The following is an 18,431-nucleotide window of genomic DNA, read 5'->3' on the forward strand; positions in this document are numbered from 1 at the left end:
CCGTCAGTTCTTCATCAGATTGTTCTCGTCCATCGAGATCGAGCGACGAGAACGGAAGATGGCCATGATGATCGCCAGGCCCACCACCACCTCGGCTGCAGCTACCACCATGGTGAAGAACGCGAACAATTGGCCGTCGAGATTGCCGTGCATGCGAGAGAACGCGACGAACGCGAGATTGACTGCGTTGAGCATCAATTCGATGCACATGAACACGATGATGGCGTTGCGCCTGACGATGACTCCCGCCGCGCCGATCGTGAACAGCAGAACCGACAGGTAGAGGTAATTCTCTGGATTCATCGCGTGTCACCCCCGTCCACCTTGTACTCGATGCCTCGATCGGCGAACAGTGCGTTGACGGACGAGTCCGACTCGCTTCCGTCCGGGAGCAGAGCCCGTCGATCGACGCCGTTGTGACGAGCGAACACACCGGGGCTCGGCAGCGGCGTCACCCTGGAGCCGTCACGGAACCGGTCCTGCGACATCTCCCGCTGACCCTTCACCGGTCCCAGAGCCTCCCGGTGCGCCAGAATCATCGCCCCGATGGTGGCCGTGATCAACAGCGCGCCGGTCAGCTCGAACGCCCAGACGTACTCGACGAAGATCAGCTCGGCCAGGCCTTCTACGTTTCCGGTGGAGTTGGCCGCGTCGAGTCCGGCGAAATCGAGTCGCCCGGCGCGGGCCGAGTCGCGCAGCAGCACCCCGATGATCAACAGCCCGAAGCCGATTCCGATGACAACGGCCGCGATACGGTGCCCGCGCAGTGTCTCGGTCAACGACTCCGAGGTATCGACCCCGACGAGCATCAGGACGAACAGAAACAGCATCATGACCGCGCCGGTGTAGACGACGATCTGCACGACACCGAGAAACAGGGCCCCTTGGGCCATGTAGAAGGTAGCGAGAACCACCATGGTGGCCGCGAGGAACAGTGCCGAGTAGACGGCCTTCGTGCTCATCACCACACCCAGTGCACCGATGACCGCAACGACACCGAGGGTCCAGAACTGCACGGCCTCGCCGGTGGAGGTTGCCTCGAGCGCGAGCTGAACGGTGGCAGTCATCGAACCGGCCCTCGATCGGTGTCGGCCTCGCTCTCGGCACCGGTGACGGCACCGCGGTAGTAGTCCTCTGCCGAACGCCCCGGTGCCATCGCGTGCGGCGGCGGCACCATGTCCGGCTCCAGCGGTGCCAGCAGCGAATCCTTCTCGTAGATCAGGTCGGCTCTGTTGTCACCGGCCAGTTCGTATTCGTTGGTCATCGTCAGAGCCCGTGTGGGACAGGCCTCGACACACAGTCCGCAGCCGATGCACCGGAGATAGTTGATCTGGTAGACCCCGCCGTATCGCTCGCCCGGCGAAAACCGTTCGGTCTCGGTGTTGTCGGCACCTTCGACATAGATCGCGTCGGCCGGGCAGGCCCACGCACAGAGTTCGCAACCGATGCACTTCTCGAGCCCGTCGGCGTACCTGTTGAGCTGATGGCGGCCGTGATAGCGCATCTCGGTCGGCTTCTTCTCCTCCGGATACAGCTCGGTTTCGGGCTTTTTGAACATGGTGGCGAAGGTGACACCGAAACCTGCTATAGGACCGAGGAATTCAGGCATCGGCGTTCTCCTTCTGGGACGCGGCCACGGTGGACCGTGCGCCGGCGTGCCGGCTCGCGATGTTCGTGCCCTGCTTCGGAATGGGAGGTACGGGAAACCCGCCCGCCGCAGCGTCGAACGGTGCGACGGGTGCAGCAGGCGGCAGGTTTCGTGTGCGCGCGCGGCGGCGCAGTAAGAGCAGCAGCGAACCCAGGACGGCGACTGCAAAGATCGTCGACACCACGAATGTGACCAGAGGTACGTCGTATCGCCCGGCCCCCAGAACCCGCACCGTCGCGATCACCATCACCCAGATCAGAGCGACGGGAATGAGGATCTTCCAGCCGAAGTTCATGAACTGGTCGTAACGCAATCGCGGCAACGTCGACCGCAACCAGATGAAGACGAACAGGAACACCCACACCTTGGCGACGAACCACAGCACCGGCCACCACCCGGAATTGGCACCGCTCCACAGACTCAACGGAATCGGAGCCCGCCAGCCACCCAGGAACAACGTGGTCGCGAGCGCCGACACCGTGACCATGTTGATGTACTCGGCAAGCATGAACATCGCGAAACGCAAGGAGGAATATTCGGTGTGGAACCCGCCCACCAACTCCCCCTCGGCCTCGGGCAAGTCGAACGGCGCGCGGTTGGTTTCACCCACCATGGCCGTCACGTACACCAGGAACGACGGCAACAACAGGAACACGTACCAGGTGCTCTGTTGCGCACCAACGATTCCGGACGTCGACATGGTGCCCGCGTACAGGAACACCGCAGCGAACGAAAGCCCCATCGCAACCTCGTAGGAAATGACCTGAGCCGTCGAACGCAGTGCACCCAGCAACGGATACGTCGAACTCGACGCCCAACCGGCCAGGACGATCCCGTACACACCCACCGAGGTGACCGCGAGGATGTACAGAACCCCCACCGGCAGGTCGGTCATCTGAAGCGGAGTCGTAGTGCCGAACACCGACACCTCGGGACCGAACGGAATCACCGCGAAGGCCATGAAGGCAGGGACCACCGAAATGATCGGAGCCAGAATGTAAATCGGCTTGTCGACGCCGGTCGGAGTGATTCCCTCTTTCAGAGCGAGCTTGATCCCGTCCATCAGAGACTGCAACAGTCCCCACGGACCCACCCGATTGGGCCCGACGCGCATCTGCATCCACGCCATGATCTTGCGCTCGGCATAGATGGCCACGAGCGGTGTGAGCACAAGAAAAACGAAGACCGCCAGGGCCTTGCCGACCACCAGCCACCACGGGTCGGTGCCGAACATCGACAGATCGGTCGGCGCTGCGACAATCACGATGCACCACCCCCGGGTCGTTCCGCAGGCTCCACTCCCGCACTCCCGAGTCGTTCCACAGGCTCCACTCCTGCACCCTCAGGTCGCTCCGCGGGCTGATCCCTGCGAATCCTCACCACCGCACCCGACTCCGCGCCGAGTGAGCCGTACACCGAAGACCCCGGTGAGTTCATCGGCACCCACACCACGTTGTCGGGTAGATCGGTGACTTTCAGTGGCAACGTGATCGAGCCCCGGCCCGTCTCGACCCTGACCAGGTCGCCGGGCGACGCTTCGATGCTCGACGCCGTCGTCTCGGACAGCCTGATCACGGGTGCCCGGCCGGTCTGCGCGAGATTGTCCTCGCCGTCCTGCATCCGTCCCGAATCGATGAGCATTCGCCAGGTGGCCAGAATTGCCTGGCCGATGGAGAGCGTCGGCATATCTCGCCGTGGTGCCACTCGGGCCACAGGAATCCGTGATCCGCTCCAGGCTCCCAGCCGTGCCAACTCGCCGCGCGCCGCCGCCGCGTCGGGTAGCGACAGTTCGACTCCCATCTGCGCGGCAATGGCGTCGAGAACGCGTTGGTCGGGCAATACTGCGCCGGCACCGAGTGCCGTGTCGAACGTGCGAGGCCTGCCCTCCCAGTCGACGAAGGTTCCGGGCTTGTCGACCACCGGTGCCACCGGAAACACCACGTCGGCCCGCTCGGTGACGGCGCTGTGGCGTAGTTCGAGGCTGACCACGAATGCCGATCGGTCCACCGCGTCGAGCGCACCCTGCGGATCGGGCAGATCGTCCGGGTCGATCCCTGCGGTGATCAGGGCGCGGTCAGGCCCGGCATCCGCCAGTATCGCCGCGGTATCTCGGCCCGCGTCCGTAGGCAGTTCTGTCACTCCCCACACGGCTGCCACCTCGGCGCGGGCGGCGGCGTCGGCGACGGGCCGCCCGCCCGGCAGCAGGTTCGGCAACGCGCCTGCGTCGAGGGCACCGCGCTCTCCTGCCCGTCGCGGAATCCATGCCAGGTTCGCTCCGGTGTCGTCGGCCAACTTCGACGCTGCGGACAATGCACCGGGAACGGAACCGAGCCGCTCGCCCACGAGCACGATCGCTCCCGGGCTCCGGAGGAGCTGGGCGATCGATTCGGTACCCCGGTCACCGACGTGCAGTGCGTCGAGCCACTGTGGTTCCTCGCCGGGAATCGACTGCAGGAGCACCCCGTCGAGCTTGCGCAGACCGCGGCTGGCCCAGGGTGCGATCGACGCCACGACCACGCCGCGCGTCCGGCGCGCCTTGCGCAACCTGAGGAACATCAGCGGTGACTCTTCTTCCGGCTCGAACCCCACCATCAACACCACAGGAGCGTTTTCGAGATCCGAGTAGGTCACGCCCAGCCCCGTCGCCGCTATACGACCGGCCAGGAACTCCGCTTCCTCGGCGCTGTGAGCACGGTTGCGGAAGTCGATGTCGTTGGTGTGCAGCACTGTTCGCGCGAACTTGGCGTATGCGTAGGAGTCTTCGACAGTCGATCTTCCGCCCACGAGTACCGCAGCGTTCCCGATCGACGCAGCCAGTCCCGTTGCCGCCGCCGCCAATGCAGCCGACCAGGACGTCTCGACCAGAGCCCCCGATTCGTCTCTGACCATCGGTGCGCCGATGCGGTCCGGCTCGCTGGCGTACTTGAATGCCCACCGGCCCTTGTCGCAGTTCCACTCTTCGTTGACCTGGGGATCGTCACCAGCCAACCGGCGGAGGACCTTGCCACGACGATGATCCGTGCGTTGCGCACAGCCTCCTGCGCAGTGTTCGCACACGCTCGGCGAGGACGTCAGATCGTACGGGCGCGCTCGGAACCGATACTCGGTGTTCGTCAGTGCACCCACGGGGCAGATCTGGACGGTGTTTCCCGAGAAGTAGGAGTCGAACGGCTCGGTGCCGAAGATGCCGACCTGTTGCACGGCACCGCGTTCGAGCAGCTCGATGGATGGATCACCGGCAACCTGCGCCGCGAAGCGAGTACATCGAGCGCACAGGACACAGCGTTCGCGATCGAGCAGAACCTCGGCCGACAACGGAATCGGTTTGGGATACGTACGTTTGGTCTCGGTGAACCTGGACTCGGTGCGACCCGCGGCCATCGCCTGATTCTGCAGTGGACACTCACCGCCCTTGTCGCACACCGGGCAATCGAGAGGATGATTGATCAGCAGCAATTCCATGACGCCACGTTGCGCTTTGCCCGCGACCTCCGACGTCACCTGAGTGCGCACCACCATGCCCTCGGCCACGGTCGTCGTACAGGACGCCAACGGCTTGCGTTGCCCCTCGACATCGACCAGACATTGGCGGCAGGCACCCACCGGATCGAGCAGCGGATGATCGCAGAATCGCGGAATCTGTACGCCCATCAACTCGGCCGCGCGGATCACCAACGTGCCCTTGGGAACACTGATCTCGTGGTCGTCGATGGTCAGTGTCACCATCTCTACTCGGGTGACCGACTGATCGGGATTGGCAGGAGTGGAGCCTGCGGAACGACCCGGGGATGCAGGAGTGGAGCCTGCGGAGCGACCATGTGCTGCTGCAGTCATGACGTCAGCTCCTCTGCCATCAGGGTCGATCGGTGTGGATCGAATGGGCATCCCTGCTCGGTGACGTGACGGATGTATTCGTCACGGAAGTACTTCAGCGAAGACACGATCGGGCTGGCGGCACCGTCCCCCAACGCGCAGAAGGACTTTCCGGCGATGCCGTCGGCGATGTCGAGCAAGGTTGTGAGGTCGGCCTCGGTGCCGGTTCCACCGTCGAGGCGGCGCAGGATTTGTACCAGCCAGTACGTGCCTTCCCGGCACGGTGTGCATTTGCCGCAGGATTCGTGTGCGTAGAACTCGGTCCAGCGCAGCACCGCTCGCACCACGCAGGTCGTCTCGTCGAATATTTGCAAGGCCTTGGTGCCCAGCATTGATCCGGCGGCACCGACGCCCTCGTAGTCGAGTGGGACATCGAGATGCTCGCCGGTGAACATCGGCGTCGAGGATCCTCCCGGCGTCCAGAACTTCAGTTCGTGTCCCGGTCTGATCCCGCCCGCGTAGCCGAGCAACTCCCGCAGCGTGATCCCCAACGGTGCCTCGTACTGGCCTGGACGGCAGACGTGGCCCGAGATGGAGTACAGCGTGAAGCCGGGTGACTTCTCGGTACCCATCGATCGGAACCACTCGATTCCCTTGCGCAGGATCACTGGAACGCTGGCGATCGATTCGACGTTGTTCACCACAGTCGGGCGTGCGTAGAGGCCCGCCACTGCGGGGAACGGTGGCCGCAGCCGAGGTTGTCCGCGCCGACCTTCCAACGAGTCGAGGAGGGCTGTTTCCTCGCCGCAGATGTACGCGCCGGCTCCGGCGTGGATCACCAACTCCAAGTCGAATTTCGTTCCGAGAACACCCTTTCCCAGATAGCCCGCCGCGTAGGCCTCGGCGACCGCAGCCTGCAGCCTGCGTAGCACCGGCACTACCTCGCCGCGGACGTACACGAATGCATGGGATGCGCGAATTGCGTACGCGGCGATCACTATTCCTTCGACCAGCGTGTGCGGGCTCGCCATCAGCAGGGGCATGTCCTTGCAGGTACCCGGCTCGGACTCGTCGGCATTGACCACCAGATAATGCTCTTTACCGTCGTTCTGCGGGATGAAGCTCCACTTCGTTCCGGTCGGAAATCCTGCGCCGCCGCGACCGCGTAATCCGGATTCCTTGACGAAGGCGATGAGGTCGTCGGGGTCCATCGCGAGGGCCTTCTCGAGCCCGCGGTATCCGTCGTGGCTGCGGTAGACGTCGAGCGTCCAGGAATTCTTCTCGTCCCAGAACTCGCTCAACACCGGCGTCAGGGCCATGTCACGCTCCGTTCGTCGGTGGATCGGTCTCGGTGGTGTTCGGTTGTGGTGGCACAGTCGCCGAGGGTGCCGGTGCGGGCTTGTCTCGCACCGTCTCCGGTGCGGCCGCGGCGCCGAAATCCGGGTGATCGTCGTTCGGTCGTGCCCCGGCCTCGGGTGCCGACATCGCGTGTTCGCGCGCGTATCGCAGTCCGGCCAGGGTGGCATCGCCTGCACTACCGGTCGCTTCGAGTGCCTCGGGCCGATCGTCGGAAAATCCGGCGAGAATCCGCTCGGTTTCGCGGAACGTGCACAGCGGTGCTCCACGCGTCGGTGTGACCTGGGTGCCGGATCGAAGTGCATCGACCAGATCCCGCGCAGACGACGGGGTGCTGTTGTCGAAGAACTCCCAATTGACCATCATCACCGGGGCGTAATCGCATGCGGCATTGCACTCGATGTGTTCGAGGGTGATCGTGCCGTCGGCGGTGGTACCTCCGTGCTCGACATCCAGCTGATCACGCAGCGCGTCCATGATGGCGTCGCCGCCCATGACAGCACACAGCGTGTTGGTGCACACGCCGACGCGGTACGTCCCGGTGGGTTCGCGTCGATACATCGAGTAGAAGGTCGCGACTGCAGTCACCTCCGCCCCGGTGAGTTCGAGTACCTCCGAGCAGAATTCGATTCCAGCGGGCGTGAGGCAGCCGTCCTCGGCTTGCACGAGATGGAGCAGCGGCAGCAGGGCCGATCTGGCCTGCGGATAGCGCGCGACGACGATATCGGCGTCGGCGTGCAGCCGGGCGAGCACCTCGGCGGGATACGACGTTCGTGCACCCGGCGTGGCCAGTTGCACCGGTTCGTCCGGCCGGGCTCCGAGTTGGATCAGAACCGGTTCCGACTGGGGCTGCGCGGTCATCGATCCACCCCACCCATCACCGGGTCGATACTGGCGACCGCGGCGATGACGTCGGAGATCATTCCGCCCTCGCACATTGCCGCCACCGCTTGCAGGTTGGTGAAGGACGGATCTCTGAAATGCACTCGGTACGGCCTGGTTCCACCGTCGCTGACGATGTGTACCCCGAGCTCCCCTCGCGGCGACTCCACCGAGGACAACACCTGGCCGGCCGGGACCCGCATTCCCTCGGTCACCAGTTTGAAGTGGTGAATCAGCGATTCCATCGAGGTGTCCATGATGGTCCGCACATGCTCCTGAGAGTTGCCCAGGCCATCGGGTCCCGAGACCAGCTCGGCCGGCCACGCGATCTTCTTGTCGTCGATGACGACCGGGCCGGGACGCAGGCGGTCGAGGGCCTGTTCGACTATCTTGAGCGATTCCTTCATTTCTTCGACGCGAATCAGATATCGCCCGTAGCAGTCGCATCCGGTGTCGGTCACCACGTCGAACTCGTAGTTCTCGTACCCGCAGTACGGATCGGACCGTCGCAGGTCGTAGGGCAGTCCGGTCGAACGCAGCACCGGACCGGTGACGCCCAGCGCCATACATCCGGTGAGATCCAGATAACCTACGTTCTCGGTTCTGGCTTTCCAGATCGGGTTGTCGTTGAGCATGAGTTCGAGGTCGCGCAGGCGTCCCGGCAGCACGCGAAGGAGCTCACGTACCCTGCCGACCGCGTCCTCGGGTAGGTCCTGCGACAGTCCGCCCGGCCGGATGTAGGCGTGGTTCATGCGCAGGCCGGTGATGGCCTCGAAGACGTCGAGTATCAGCTCGCGCTCACGGAACCCGAACAGCATCGCGGTGACCGCTCCCAATTCCATTCCGCCCGTGGCCAATGCGACGAGATGCGACGAGATGCGATTCAGCTCCATCAGCATCACCCGGATCACCGTGGCGCGCTCGGGAATGTCGTCGGTTATACCCAGTAGCTTCTCCACGCCGAGGCAGTATGCGGTTTCGTTGAAGAACGGCGACAGGTAGTCCATGCGGGTGACGAACGTGACGCCCTGGGTCCAGTTTCGGTACTCGAGATTCTTCTCGATTCCCGTGTGCAGATACCCGATCCCGCAACGAGCCTCGGTGACGGTCTCGCCCTCGATTTCGAGAATCAACCGCAGCACGCCGTGTGTTGACGGGTGCTGCGGGCCCATGTTGACCACGATCCGCTCGGTACTCGATCCGCGGGCCAACTCGACGACGTCGTCCCAGTCCTGTCCGGAGACCGCGTAGATGGTTTCGTCCGTTGCACTCATCAGTTGTACGACCTGCGCTCGTTGGGAGGCGCGACGCGAGCGCCCTTGTACTCGATGGGAATTCCGCCCAGCGGATAGTCCTTGCGTTGTGGATGACCGACCCAGTCGTCGGGCATCTCGATCCGCGTCAATGCAGGATGACCGTCGAAGACGATGCCGAAGAAGTCGTAGACCTCGCGCTCGTGCCAGTCGTTGGTGGGATACACCCCGCACAGCGACGGACTGTGTGGATCGTCGTCGGGGACGGCAACTTCGAGTCGGAGCCGACGGCCGTGCGTGATGGAGACCAGATGGTACACAACGTGCAACTCCCGGCCGATCAGGTCCGGATAGTGCACACCCGATGCGCCGGTACACAATTCGAATCGCAATTCTTCGTCGTCCCGTAGCGCCTGGGCGACGGCAGGCACGTACTCCCGCACCAGATGCAGCGTCAATTCGCCGCGATGAATCACCACCCGTTCGACGGCGGCGTCGAACGTAGCGACGGGGTTCACAGCAAGAAGGACGGTGGCCAACCGATCGACGAGGGCATCGAAGTAGCCGCCGTAGGGCCGCGTCGCGGTGTCCTCCGCTGCCGCCGGCGGCACCAATCGGCCGTAGCCCGACGTGTCGCCACTACCGCGAACCCCGAACATCCCGCGTGGCCGCTGAGACATTTTTCCTGGCGGCTGAGACATCCCACCCGGCGGCTGCGCCGTCATCGGAGCAAACCCTTCAGATCGATCGTCGGGGTGGACGAGAGTGCGGCCGCCTCGGCGGCCGCTCGCACCTGTTCCCGGTTCATACCCAACGGCATCTGCTGAATCTTTTTGTGCAACTCCAGGATTGCGTTGAGCAGCATCTCGGGCCGAGGCGGGCACCCGGGCAGATAGATGTCGACGGGCACGATGTGGTCCACTCCCTGGACCACCGCGTAGTTGTTGAACATTCCGCCCGAGGATGCACAGACACCCATGGCGAGAACCCATTTCGGTTCTGCCATCTGGTCGTAGACCTGCCTCAACACCGGAGCCATCTTCTGGCTGACGCGGCCGGCCACGATCATCAGATCCGCCTGCCGGGGGGACGCGCGAAACGCTTCCATTCCGAATCGCGCGAGATCGAAACGGCCGGACGTGGTGGCCATCATTTCGATGGCACAACATGCGAGCCCGAAGGTGGCGGGCCACAGCGAGCCCTTACGTGCGTACCCGGCCAACCCCTCGACGGTGGTCAGCAGGAATCCGCTGGGTAGCTTCTCTTCGAGTCCCATCGATCACGCTCTTTCGCTTCCGCAGAATGAGAACAGTGCATCGTTCCGTCGTCGTATCCGAGATCGTGTGGTCAGTCCCAACCGAGCCCGCCTCGCCGCCACTCGTACACGTAGGCCACCGACACGTTCACGACGAACAACGCCATCGCGACGAGCCCGAACGCACCGAGAACGTCGAGGTGGACGGCCCAGGGATACAGGAAGACGATCTCGATGTCGAAGATGATGAACAGCATCGCGGTGAGATAGAACTTCACCGGAAATCGTTGTCCCGTAGGCGCATGCATCGTGGGTTCGATCCCACATTCGTACGCGTCGAACTTCGCTCGGTTGTATCGGGCGGGTCCCACCATCGTGCCGACCATCACCGAGAAGACCGCGAACGCGACTGCGACGGCACCCAGGACGAGAATCGGAACGTAGGCGTTCATTCGGGCATCCGCTCCCTCGATCGACGACCGCGCCGCCGCGAAAGTAAATGCGACGGCCGTACCAATGTGACCTGAACCACACAGTATGGCTTCGGTACAGATCTCGCGGGATTTCGAGCAGCCCAGTTTCGTAAACCGTTGACACGCATGGGCCACCCACCCTCGGACCCAATCATTGATGTGATCCACATCACTCTTGCCTCACATGCGGTCCACACCGCGAGGGACGACCAATCACCGAACATTTCCGGCCACCCGACCCGGGCTGCCGCCACCACTGAGGAGAGACGATGAAGTCGATTTCCATCTCGGCGCTCGCCGCCGAGGGACTGGGAACTGCCCTGCTCGTGATATTCGGCGTCGGCACCGCCGTCATCGCGGGCGACACCGTCGGAACCCCGGGCATCGCCCTGGCGTTCGGGCTCACACTGCTTGCCCTCGTCTACGCGATCGGCGCGATCTCGGGATGCCACATCAACCCGGCCGTGACAATTGGCGCCCTGATAGCTCGCGCCATCACCCCGGTCAAGGCTGCGTTCTACATCGCTGCCCAGGCCGTCGGTGCAGTGATCGGCGCGCTGATCGTACTGTTCGTCGCGTCAGGCCGTCCCGGATACGACATGTCGTCGGACGGTCTGGGCACCAACGGATTCGGCAGCTCCTCGCCCGGAGCGTATGGCGTGGCGTCGGTCGCGGTGTTCGAGACGATCGCGACCGGCCTGCTCGTCCTCGTCGTACTCGCCACCACGGCCCCCACCGTTCACCCCGTCGTGGCGGCCGGTATCCCGATCGGCCTGACCCTGACCGTGGTTCACCTGCTGGGCATCGGAATCGACTCGACCTCGGTCAACCCTGCTCGGGCCCTCGGCCCCGCCCTCGTCGCCGGCGGCCCTGCCCTGTCACAACTGTGGGTGTTCGTGGTGTTCCCCATGCTCGGAGCTGCTGTCGCCGGCTCGATACACCGGTTCGTGCTGACGGTGCCCGCATCGGAGAAAACGGTCTGATCTACCGCGATCGAGAGACCCTGGCACCGACGCGACCCGAGTGCTGCCTCAGCAGATCGACCACCGCGCGCCCGAGTCGGATCGGATCCACTGGATGGGGAACTGCGGCCTCGGCGCGCGACCAGTCGGCCAACCACCGGTCGTCGGGGCGTCCGATGAGCACCAGCACCGGCGGGCAGTCGTCGATCTCGTCCTTGAGTTGCTTGGCCAAACCCAGCCCGCCGACGGGCGAGGACTCACCGTCGAGGATCGCCACATCGATTCCCCCCGCGTCCAGGTGCTCGATCACCACGGCCGCGGTGGCAACCTCGACGAAGTCGACGACGCCGAGCGCCGGATCGGGCCGGGTGCCCACCGCAGACATCACCTGAGCGCGCGTGGCCGCGTTACTGCTGTACACGAGCACACGCACCTGACCTGCCGAACTTGCTCCCGCTGTGGCGTCGGACACACCGCGATGGTAGCGCGGCCCCCGGTGGACCGGGCCCGAACGCACGTCGCAGAGGTACTTTCGCGTCGTCGACGTCGTGTGGCGGCAGCTCAGGAGATGGTGACGACCACGGCCGCCGGTTCCTCGGTGCTGTGCACCGCGAAGTCCGGACGGTCGGACGCCACGGCGACGAAGGACTGTGAGATTCCATCGGCATCGGCCAGGAAGTCGACTGCCACCACGGCGGAGTCCGGCTCGTTGCGAATCCGATCCGGCCCGGCATACGGAACGACCGTGACATCCGGCTCGGTCGAGGTACCGGCGATGTCGACCTGGAGTACGGCTCGCCCGGGAAGCGCGACCGGCTCACTGGTTCCGTATCGGACGGCCTCGTCGACGTAGCGCACCGTGTAGGACACCGGCCCGTTGCCGCGCAGTCGATACTCGACGGAGGAGGCTCCCAACACCACGTCCGTCACCGCCACGGGTGAGCCCGACGGGTGACGAATTCCCTCCAGCGACAGTCCCGGCACGACCGGCGGCAGCGTTTCGGTCGGGGCGGTCGGCGCGGTGAACGGGTCACCGACCACGAGCGAGCCGGTGGCGGTCTCGAAGTTCGGTGGCGGTGACGCATCGGGCGTCGGGCGAGCGGCCTCACCGGCGGAGCAACCGACGAGCAGCACAGCAGCAAGCAGTGGTGCTACGACCCACCCGGCCGCCACAAGCCTGCGATACCCCTCGCTCATCGACTCACCGTACAGATGAAACCGATCGGTTCGATAGTGTCGATCGGCCGCAGTTCGGTCACGGTCCCACCTGCCGCAAATCCTGCTAGCGTCGTCGAGCATGGAGCCCACGAGCTATTCGTCCGGTGAACGCGTGTTCGGACCTCCCAACGGGACGTTCGACGCGGACTGGGCGGCCACCGCGCTGCGGTCCAACCGACCGGAATTGGACCACCCGACCTCGGTGCGACTGGTCGAGCGGGCCTGGGAGTTGCTTCGATCGTCGAATCTTCGCGGCGAGCCACTCGCGACGGCTCTGGATCTCGAGCCCGGCCTCGCCTCGGCGGTCGCGGCCGTGGCAACGGAGACGGCGGAGCTCTACCTTGACCGACGGTAGGTCTATCGGTCGACCACCTCGGTCGCCAACCTCGCGTTGCGGCGCCCGTAGGCGAAGTAGATCAACAGACCGAGGGCCAACCAGACCAGAAACCGTATCCACGTCTCCACCACCAGGTTGGCCATCAGGTAGACGCACGAGAGCCCGGACAGAATCGGCACGACGGGAGACAGCGGAACTCGAAAGGGCCGCTCGAGATCCGGCTTGGTCCGACGCAGGATCGGCACTGCCGCCGAGACCAGCAGAAACGCGAACAGGGCTCCGATGCTGACCATCTCGGCCAGTTCCTTCAGCGGTACCAGGGCCCCCAGCAGCGCCACGAACACCACGACGCCGACGGTCAACCGGGTCGGAGTCCCGAAACGGGGAGACACCTTCGCAACCGACTTGGGTAGCAAACCGTCCCTGCCCATCGCGAAGCCGATTCGGCTGATGGTCACCAACTCGACCAGAATGACCGACGTCAGACCCGCCACGGCCGCTATCGAGACCAGAACTCCAGCCCAGCCTGCACCCACAGAATCGAACGCCTTGGCAATGGGTGCGCTGTCGTCGAGCTCGGTGTATTTCACCATGCCGGTGACGACGAACGCGACCATCATGTACAGCAACGTGCATGCCACGAGCGTGCCGATCAGTGCACGAGGCAGATCATGGGCGGGCCGCTCGGCCTCCTCACTGAGATTGGCAACGGCCTCGAATCCTGTGTAGGCGAAGAACACGACCGCTGCAGCGGTGACGACGCCGGCAAATCCGAACGCCGAGGGTGCGATTCCGGCCACGGCCTGCATCAGGGGCTGATCGAGCGTCGAGCCACCGGCCTCGGCGGGCACGGACTCGGGTACGAACGGAACCAGGTTCGATTTCTGGACGAAGAACAGGCCGGCGACCACGATGAACACCGAGATGGCGACCTTGATCAGAACCAGCACGTTGGTCACTCGCGCCGACTCCTTGACTCCCACAGCGGCAATGACGCCCAGCACCGCGACGATGGCAACAGCCCCCACGTTCACCGGCGCTTCCTCCGTGAACAAGCTGGGTGGCAGAGAAAAGAGATCCGCGAGGTAGCCGGACCAGCTTCGAGCGACAACGGCAGCACCCAAAGCGAATTCGAGGATCAAATCCCATCCGATGATCCACGCGAACAGCTCCCCCAGGGTGGCGTACGCGTACGTGTACGCACTGCCCGCCGTCGGCACGGCCGATGCAAGTTCCGCATAACACAGTGCGGCAAGCAAACTCACGACACCGGCGATGACGAAGGAGATCACGACCGCCGGGCCGGCATTTTCTTTGGCCTGTACACCGGTGAGCGTGAATATGCCGGTTCCGATGACGATGCCGACCCCGAAACCGACCAAATCGCGTAACCCGAGCTGCTTGCGCAGACTGCCGGACCCCTCGTCGTCGACGTCGCTCTCGATCTCGTCGACGGACTTCGTGCGAAACATTCCCATTTCCCGACGCTAAGCCATCCACTGTTTCCGCGCCGGAGGAAAGGTGGTGTTTGTTTTCGCGATTGTCGGTTATCCGGACAAATCGGAAATCCTTGCGTCACAACCGTCCTCGGGACCGAGCGACACTAGGACCGTCCCAAGAATTGTTCGGCGAAAAATCCGGCCAGCAGTACCGCGGTCCCGCCGATCTCGCCGACGATCAGAGCGAGCATGAACAGGTGCGTCCCCGGAACGGGATGGACGAACTGATTCTCGGTGTCTCGCCGGATCCCGTGCACGGTGTAGCCGGCGATCGCGGCGACGAAGAACACCAGCACCACCACCGCTGCGGTCAGGTCGACCACCGTCGGCCAGGCGCTGTAGTGCGCGAGAGCCGCAAGAACGAGAGCAGCGAAGGAGTACATCAACGCTGCCCGATGCGCGATGTCGACGTATCGGTGCGCGGTTCCGTCGCTCGACGTGGACATCTGGTGGTACTTGAGCACTCCGAGCGCCAACGCCCACATCAGCAACACACCCGACGCGAACACGATCACTTTCGAGTCGATCTCCAGCTGCATCCGCGCCTCCCCTGGTTCCGCTGTCCGGGCCGAACGTAGCACCGGACGCAATGTTGGTTACGGTTCCGCAATGCCGGCCGACTCCGCCCACACTCAGAACGACTGCGCATTGCGCTTCGAGTGGGGCCTATCCGCGATCGACGCTGTGGTCGCCGGTGCCGACATCGCCGTCGTCGTGGACGTCCTGTCGTTCACGACCACTCTGACGGTGGCGATGGACGCCGGAATCGAGGTCGTACCCAGCCGATGGCGCGACGACCGTGCCACCCACCTGGCCGAGCACCACGACGCCGTTCTCGCAGTCGGCCGTTCGGTTGCCACGCCGGGAGACGTCAGCTTGTGTCCTGCCACCGTGCGCGCCGCCGCACCGCCACCGAGACGACTCGTGTTGCCGTCGCCGAACGGTTCCACGATCGCCCACGCACTCGCCGCCCGGGTCGACACGTGCGTGGGCGCATCGCTCCGCAACGCCGCCGCGATCGCGCAGTGGGTCGTCGACGACCATCCCCACAGCGTGATTGCCGTCATAGCCGCCGGTGAGAGATGGCCCGATTCGTCGTTGCGGCCCGCAGTGGAGGACTTGTGGGGTGCCGGAGCCGTGCTGGCACCCCTCGTGGAGTCCGGCCTGTTCGATCCATCCCCCGAGGCGGTGGTCGCTGCGACCGCGTGGCACGCGGCCGCGGCGGATATAGCTACCGAGCTGCGGCGATGCGGCTCGGGGCGGGAGCTCATAGCGATGGGCCACCCCGAGGACGTCGACATCGCCGCCGAGGTCGACTCGAGTTCCTGCGTGCCGATACTGCGCGGCGATACCTTCGTCGAGCACCGAGGCCGATAGCCCCATCGGGCCTCCGAAACCCGCACCGACGCGGCCGATCGTGTCCGAAATTTTGATCGGAACACGGAATCACGGATCATACGGTGGTGAGTACGGAACGAGTCGCCCCGAAGACCACCGTCGTTGTACCGACGTACAACGAACGCGAGAACCTCCCCAAGCTGGTCGAACTGCTGGCCGGGCTGAAGGTCGAGGGGCTCGGTGTTCTCGTGGTCGACGACAACTCCCCCGACGGAACCGGCGACATCGCCGACAAACTCGCCATCGACGGTCCCCTCGAGGTCTCCGTTCTGCACCGCACCGAGAAGAACGGTCTGGGCCGCGCATACGTGGCCGGCATGACACGGGCCCTCGACGAGGGAGCCGACATCGTGATCCAGATGGACGCCGACCTGTCGCACCCCACCGAGGTGATTCCGGCGATGATCGACAAGCTGCTGAGCACCGACGCCGCGGTCGTGCTCGGTTCGCGCTACGTCCCCGGCGGTTCGGTCGCGGCGGACTGGCCGTGGCACCGCAAGGCGCTGTCGGCGTGGGCCAACTTCTACGTGAACACGATTCTTCGTCTCGGAGTCAAGGACGCCACCGCCGGCTTCAAGGCATGGCATGCCCGCACGCTCCGTACGATCGACGTTGCGTCGGTGGAGAGCAACGGGTACGCGTTCCAGGTCGAGATGAACTACCGCACCGTCAAACACGGGCTCACTCTCGCCGAGGTACCGATCACGTTCGAGGAGCGTAGCGAGGGCGAATCCAAGATGAGCCTGTCGGTCCAGCTCGAATCTGCCTTGGTGCCCTGGAAGTTGTTGCGGAACAAGAAGAAGCTCTGACCGAGGCGCCGCGCCGTGATCACGGCGTGAAGCGTCGGAAGCCACCTTCGGCGCCGATGACCTGACCGGTGATCGAGCCCGAATCGGGCGAGAGCAACATCGCCACGACCGCTGCGGCCTCGTCCGGTGAGTTCCACCGCCCGCGCGGCATGTGGCGCGAGACGAACTCGTTCAGATCCGCACTTGCCCAACCGGTATCGGTCGGACCCGGATTGATCGTGTTGACGGTGATGCCACGTTCGATCAGGGAATCGGCCACGGTCGGTGTTATCGCGGCGATGGCACCCTTGGTCACCGCATAGGGAATCTCGGTTGGCATCGGCCCCTCTCCCTGCCCGGACGTGAACAGCACGACGCGTCCGCCGTCAGGATGATCGACGTACCGTTGCGCGAATTCCTGCACCAGAAGCAACGACGCGCGCACGTTCACCGCCCACGTCAGGTCGAGGTTCTCTGCCGTCAGAGAACCCAGTTCGCCCAGCTGTGATCGCGCATGGTTGATCACCAACGAGTCGACGGCACCGAACCTGGATTCGACAGCATCGAACAGGACGGCAGGCGCTTCGACATCGGAGAGATCGATGTCCAGATTCCCGAGTCTGCTTGGCGCAGTGGACAACTCGGCGAGAACCTGCACCGCTCCCGGCGTTCCCACTCCCCACGGTTCACTGACGTCGTAGGCATCGCATGATTGCGCGAAGACGCGGGCGCGCTCGTCCCGCAGCAACCTGCGGGTGATGGCGAAGCCGATTCCTTCCCTCCGACCGACGCCGGTGACGAGGACTGTTCTTCCACGCGCCTGCACGTCCGAGGTCATGCCGCGTCCTTGACTGTCGCGGCGTAGACGTCGACGTATTCCTGCCCCGACAGGTTCGCCAGCGCAGTCATCACCTCATCGGTGACCGCCCGCAGAATGGCCCTACTGTTCTGTCCCCCAGCGTATCTCGTGAAGTCCATTGGTTCGCCGACGAGCATCAGCACCTTGCCCGGCCGCCAGATCCTCGAACCCACCGGGTTCACTCCGAGCGTCCCGCGCATCACCACCGGCACGACGGGCGCTCCGGACTCGAGCGCTACTCTTGCCAGCCCGGTCTTGCCCTTGTACAACCGGCCGTCGGGAGATCGCGCCCCTTCCGGGTACACCGCCCACACCTTCCGTTGTCGCAGAATACTTTTCGCGGCATCGAGCGCCGGAGCCGAAGCATCTGCCCCGCGGCGGTCGACGGGAACCTGACCTGTCGCGCTGTAGAACCAGCGAAGCGCCGCGCCCTTGATTCCCCGGCCGGTGAAGTACTCACTCTTGGCGATGAACGTGACTCGGCGACGAACCAGGAGGACGAGAAAGAACGAGTCGACGACGGTGAGGTGGTTGCCGGCGATGATCACCGGTCCCGCCTTCGGGATATTGCCTGCGCCGACCACCGACGGACGGCCGAGAACTCGGAGGATCGGGCCGATCAGCACATATTTGAAAAGCAGATACCACATTGATCGATCCTCTCGGCTGGACATCGTCACGGCTGAGAGT

General features: G+C 64.4%; 21 protein-coding genes. 4 read left to right on the forward strand and 17 right to left on the reverse strand.

Annotated features, from left to right (window positions below):
* Positions 1 to 3 precede the first annotated feature (3 nt).
* The 11 genes from nuoK to CH281_RS19880 all read right to left on the reverse strand — a co-directional run bounded on the left by nuoK (position 4) and on the right by CH281_RS19880 (position 10,659).
* Positions 4 to 303 carry an NADH-quinone oxidoreductase subunit NuoK gene (gene nuoK, locus CH281_RS19830; RefSeq protein ID WP_027496783.1) on the reverse strand — a complete coding sequence of 100 codons (300 nt, stop codon included), beginning with the start codon at positions 301 to 303 and terminating at the stop codon, positions 4 to 6.
* Positions 300 to 1,067 carry an NADH-quinone oxidoreductase subunit J gene (locus CH281_RS19835; RefSeq protein ID WP_032366452.1) on the reverse strand — a complete coding sequence of 256 codons (768 nt, stop codon included), beginning with the start codon at positions 1,065 to 1,067 and terminating at the stop codon, positions 300 to 302. The genes nuoK and CH281_RS19835 overlap by 4 nt, the downstream gene beginning before the upstream one ends.
* Entirely contained in the window at positions 1,064 to 1,609 is a 546-nt protein-coding gene (gene nuoI / locus CH281_RS19840; protein ID WP_027496782.1) for an NADH-quinone oxidoreductase subunit NuoI, read from the reverse strand. The genes CH281_RS19835 and nuoI overlap by 4 nt, the downstream gene beginning before the upstream one ends.
* The gene (gene nuoH, locus CH281_RS19845) at positions 1,602 to 2,882 is read right to left on the reverse strand and encodes an NADH-quinone oxidoreductase subunit NuoH (protein WP_032407118.1); all 1,281 of its coding nucleotides are present in this window, start codon (positions 2,880 to 2,882) and stop codon (positions 1,602 to 1,604) included. The genes nuoI and nuoH overlap by 8 nt, the downstream gene beginning before the upstream one ends.
* Before the next feature lie 26 nt (positions 2,883 to 2,908).
* Positions 2,909 to 5,482 carry an NADH-quinone oxidoreductase subunit G gene (locus tag CH281_RS19850; RefSeq protein WP_094695406.1) on the reverse strand — a complete coding sequence of 858 codons (2,574 nt, stop codon included), beginning with the start codon at positions 5,480 to 5,482 and terminating at the stop codon, positions 2,909 to 2,911.
* Entirely contained in the window at positions 5,479 to 6,780 is a 1,302-nt protein-coding gene (gene nuoF, locus CH281_RS19855; RefSeq protein ID WP_094695407.1) for an NADH-quinone oxidoreductase subunit NuoF, read from the reverse strand. Before nuoF ends, CH281_RS19850 begins: the two co-directional genes overlap by 4 nt.
* A 1-nt stretch (position 6,781) precedes the next feature.
* Positions 6,782 to 7,678, reverse strand: coding sequence for an NADH-quinone oxidoreductase subunit NuoE (gene nuoE / locus CH281_RS19860; RefSeq protein ID WP_094695408.1), 897 nt, complete (start codon positions 7,676 to 7,678; stop codon positions 6,782 to 6,784).
* Positions 7,675 to 8,973 carry an NADH dehydrogenase (quinone) subunit D gene (gene nuoD, locus CH281_RS19865; protein ID WP_032366449.1) on the reverse strand — a complete coding sequence of 433 codons (1,299 nt, stop codon included), beginning with the start codon at positions 8,971 to 8,973 and terminating at the stop codon, positions 7,675 to 7,677. The genes nuoE and nuoD overlap by 4 nt, the downstream gene beginning before the upstream one ends.
* Entirely contained in the window at positions 8,973 to 9,677 is a 705-nt protein-coding gene (locus tag CH281_RS19870; RefSeq protein ID WP_174557255.1) for an NADH-quinone oxidoreductase subunit C, read from the reverse strand. Before CH281_RS19870 ends, nuoD begins: the two co-directional genes overlap by 1 nt.
* Entirely contained in the window at positions 9,674 to 10,228 is a 555-nt protein-coding gene (locus CH281_RS19875) for a NuoB/complex I 20 kDa subunit family protein (protein ID WP_094695409.1), read from the reverse strand. Before CH281_RS19875 ends, CH281_RS19870 begins: the two co-directional genes overlap by 4 nt.
* Positions 10,229 to 10,299: 71 nt before the next feature.
* Complete coding sequence (locus CH281_RS19880; RefSeq protein ID WP_027496775.1) at positions 10,300 to 10,659, reverse strand: NADH-quinone oxidoreductase subunit A; 360 nt, start codon at positions 10,657 to 10,659, stop codon at positions 10,300 to 10,302.
* Between the two features lie 290 nt (positions 10,660 to 10,949).
* Here CH281_RS19880 and CH281_RS19885 point away from each other — a divergent pair, with 290 nt between their 5' ends.
* Positions 10,950 to 11,663: an aquaporin gene (locus CH281_RS19885; RefSeq protein ID WP_218829789.1), complete on the forward strand. Its 714-nt coding sequence runs from the start codon at positions 10,950 to 10,952 to the stop codon at positions 11,661 to 11,663.
* Between the two features lies 1 nt (position 11,664).
* Here CH281_RS19885 and CH281_RS19890 read toward each other — a convergent pair whose 3' ends face one another.
* Entirely contained in the window at positions 11,665 to 12,114 is a 450-nt protein-coding gene (locus tag CH281_RS19890; protein WP_094622525.1) for a hypothetical protein, read from the reverse strand.
* Positions 12,115 to 12,203: 89 nt separating this feature from the next.
* Entirely contained in the window at positions 12,204 to 12,839 is a 636-nt protein-coding gene (locus CH281_RS19895) for an AMIN-like domain-containing (lipo)protein (RefSeq protein WP_143544841.1), read from the reverse strand.
* Between the two features lie 100 nt (positions 12,840 to 12,939).
* On the opposite strand from CH281_RS19895, the gene CH281_RS19900 reads away from it, so the two are divergent.
* On the forward strand, positions 12,940 to 13,215 hold the full coding sequence (locus CH281_RS19900; RefSeq protein WP_027496773.1) for a hypothetical protein: 276 nt from the start codon (positions 12,940 to 12,942) through the stop codon (positions 13,213 to 13,215).
* A gap of 2 nt (positions 13,216 to 13,217) precedes the next feature.
* Here CH281_RS19900 and CH281_RS19905 read toward each other — a convergent pair whose 3' ends face one another.
* Complete coding sequence (locus CH281_RS19905) at positions 13,218 to 14,675, reverse strand: APC family permease (RefSeq protein WP_094622450.1); 1,458 nt, start codon at positions 14,673 to 14,675, stop codon at positions 13,218 to 13,220.
* Between the two features lie 125 nt (positions 14,676 to 14,800).
* Entirely contained in the window at positions 14,801 to 15,235 is a 435-nt protein-coding gene (locus CH281_RS19910) for a hypothetical protein (RefSeq protein ID WP_094695411.1), read from the reverse strand.
* 70 nt (positions 15,236 to 15,305) lie between these two features.
* On the opposite strand from CH281_RS19910, the gene CH281_RS19915 reads away from it, so the two are divergent.
* A complete protein-coding gene (locus tag CH281_RS19915; RefSeq protein WP_094695412.1) occupies positions 15,306 to 16,073 on the forward strand; it encodes a 2-phosphosulfolactate phosphatase in 768 nt (255 codons plus the stop codon).
* 86 nt (positions 16,074 to 16,159) lie between these two features.
* A complete protein-coding gene (locus CH281_RS19920; RefSeq protein ID WP_094695480.1) occupies positions 16,160 to 16,903 on the forward strand; it encodes a polyprenol monophosphomannose synthase in 744 nt (247 codons plus the stop codon).
* A gap of 19 nt (positions 16,904 to 16,922) precedes the next feature.
* On the opposite strand, the gene CH281_RS19925 is transcribed toward CH281_RS19920, so the two are convergent.
* Positions 16,923 to 17,720, reverse strand: a complete 798-nt coding sequence (locus tag CH281_RS19925; RefSeq protein ID WP_094695413.1) for an SDR family oxidoreductase — start codon at positions 17,718 to 17,720, stop codon at positions 16,923 to 16,925.
* On the reverse strand, positions 17,717 to 18,391 hold the full coding sequence (locus CH281_RS19930) for a lysophospholipid acyltransferase family protein (RefSeq protein ID WP_094695414.1): 675 nt from the start codon (positions 18,389 to 18,391) through the stop codon (positions 17,717 to 17,719). Before CH281_RS19930 ends, CH281_RS19925 begins: the two co-directional genes overlap by 4 nt.
* Between the last annotated feature and the right edge of the window lie 40 nt (positions 18,392 to 18,431).

Source organism: Rhodococcus sp. 06-221-2, from assembly GCF_002258365.1.
Lineage (GTDB): Bacteria > Actinomycetota > Actinomycetes > Mycobacteriales > Mycobacteriaceae > Rhodococcoides > Rhodococcoides fascians.

Coding starts and splice junctions, on each gene's coding strand:
- nuoK (WP_027496783.1), bottom strand. CDS start 303: ATGAATCCAGAGAATTACCTCTACCTGTCGGTTCTGCTGTTCACGATC.
- CH281_RS19835 (WP_032366452.1), bottom strand. CDS start 1,067: ATGACTGCCACCGTTCAGCTCGCGCTCGAGGCAACCTCCACCGGCGAG.
- nuoI (WP_027496782.1), bottom strand. CDS start 1,609: ATGCCTGAATTCCTCGGTCCTATAGCAGGTTTCGGTGTCACCTTCGCC.
- nuoH (WP_032407118.1), bottom strand. CDS start 2,882: ATGTTCGGCACCGACCCGTGGTGGCTGGTGGTCGGCAAGGCCCTGGCG.
- CH281_RS19850 (WP_094695406.1), bottom strand. CDS start 5,482: ATGACTGCAGCAGCACATGGTCGCTCCGCAGGCTCCACTCCTGCATCC.
- nuoF (WP_094695407.1), bottom strand. CDS start 6,780: ATGGCCCTGACGCCGGTGTTGAGCGAGTTCTGGGACGAGAAGAATTCC.
- nuoE (WP_094695408.1), bottom strand. CDS start 7,678: ATGACCGCGCAGCCCCAGTCGGAACCGGTTCTGATCCAACTCGGAGCC.
- nuoD (WP_032366449.1), bottom strand. CDS start 8,973: ATGAGTGCAACGGACGAAACCATCTACGCGGTCTCCGGACAGGACTGG.
- CH281_RS19870 (WP_174557255.1), bottom strand. CDS start 9,677: ATGACGGCGCAGCCGCCGGGTGGGATGTCTCAGCCGCCAGGAAAAATG.
- CH281_RS19875 (WP_094695409.1), bottom strand. CDS start 10,228: ATGGGACTCGAAGAGAAGCTACCCAGCGGATTCCTGCTGACCACCGTC.
- CH281_RS19880 (WP_027496775.1), bottom strand. CDS start 10,659: ATGAACGCCTACGTTCCGATTCTCGTCCTGGGTGCCGTCGCAGTCGCG.
- CH281_RS19885 (WP_218829789.1), top strand. CDS start 10,950: ATGAAGTCGATTTCCATCTCGGCGCTCGCCGCCGAGGGACTGGGAACT.
- CH281_RS19895 (WP_143544841.1), bottom strand. CDS start 12,839: ATGAGCGAGGGGTATCGCAGGCTTGTGGCGGCCGGGTGGGTCGTAGCA.
- CH281_RS19900 (WP_027496773.1), top strand. CDS start 12,940: ATGGAGCCCACGAGCTATTCGTCCGGTGAACGCGTGTTCGGACCTCCC.
- CH281_RS19905 (WP_094622450.1), bottom strand. CDS start 14,675: ATGGGAATGTTTCGCACGAAGTCCGTCGACGAGATCGAGAGCGACGTC.
- CH281_RS19910 (WP_094695411.1), bottom strand. CDS start 15,235: ATGCAGCTGGAGATCGACTCGAAAGTGATCGTGTTCGCGTCGGGTGTG.
- CH281_RS19915 (WP_094695412.1), top strand. CDS start 15,306: ATGCCGGCCGACTCCGCCCACACTCAGAACGACTGCGCATTGCGCTTC.
- CH281_RS19925 (WP_094695413.1), bottom strand. CDS start 17,720: ATGACCTCGGACGTGCAGGCGCGTGGAAGAACAGTCCTCGTCACCGGC.
- CH281_RS19930 (WP_094695414.1), bottom strand. CDS start 18,391: ATGTGGTATCTGCTTTTCAAATATGTGCTGATCGGCCCGATCCTCCGA.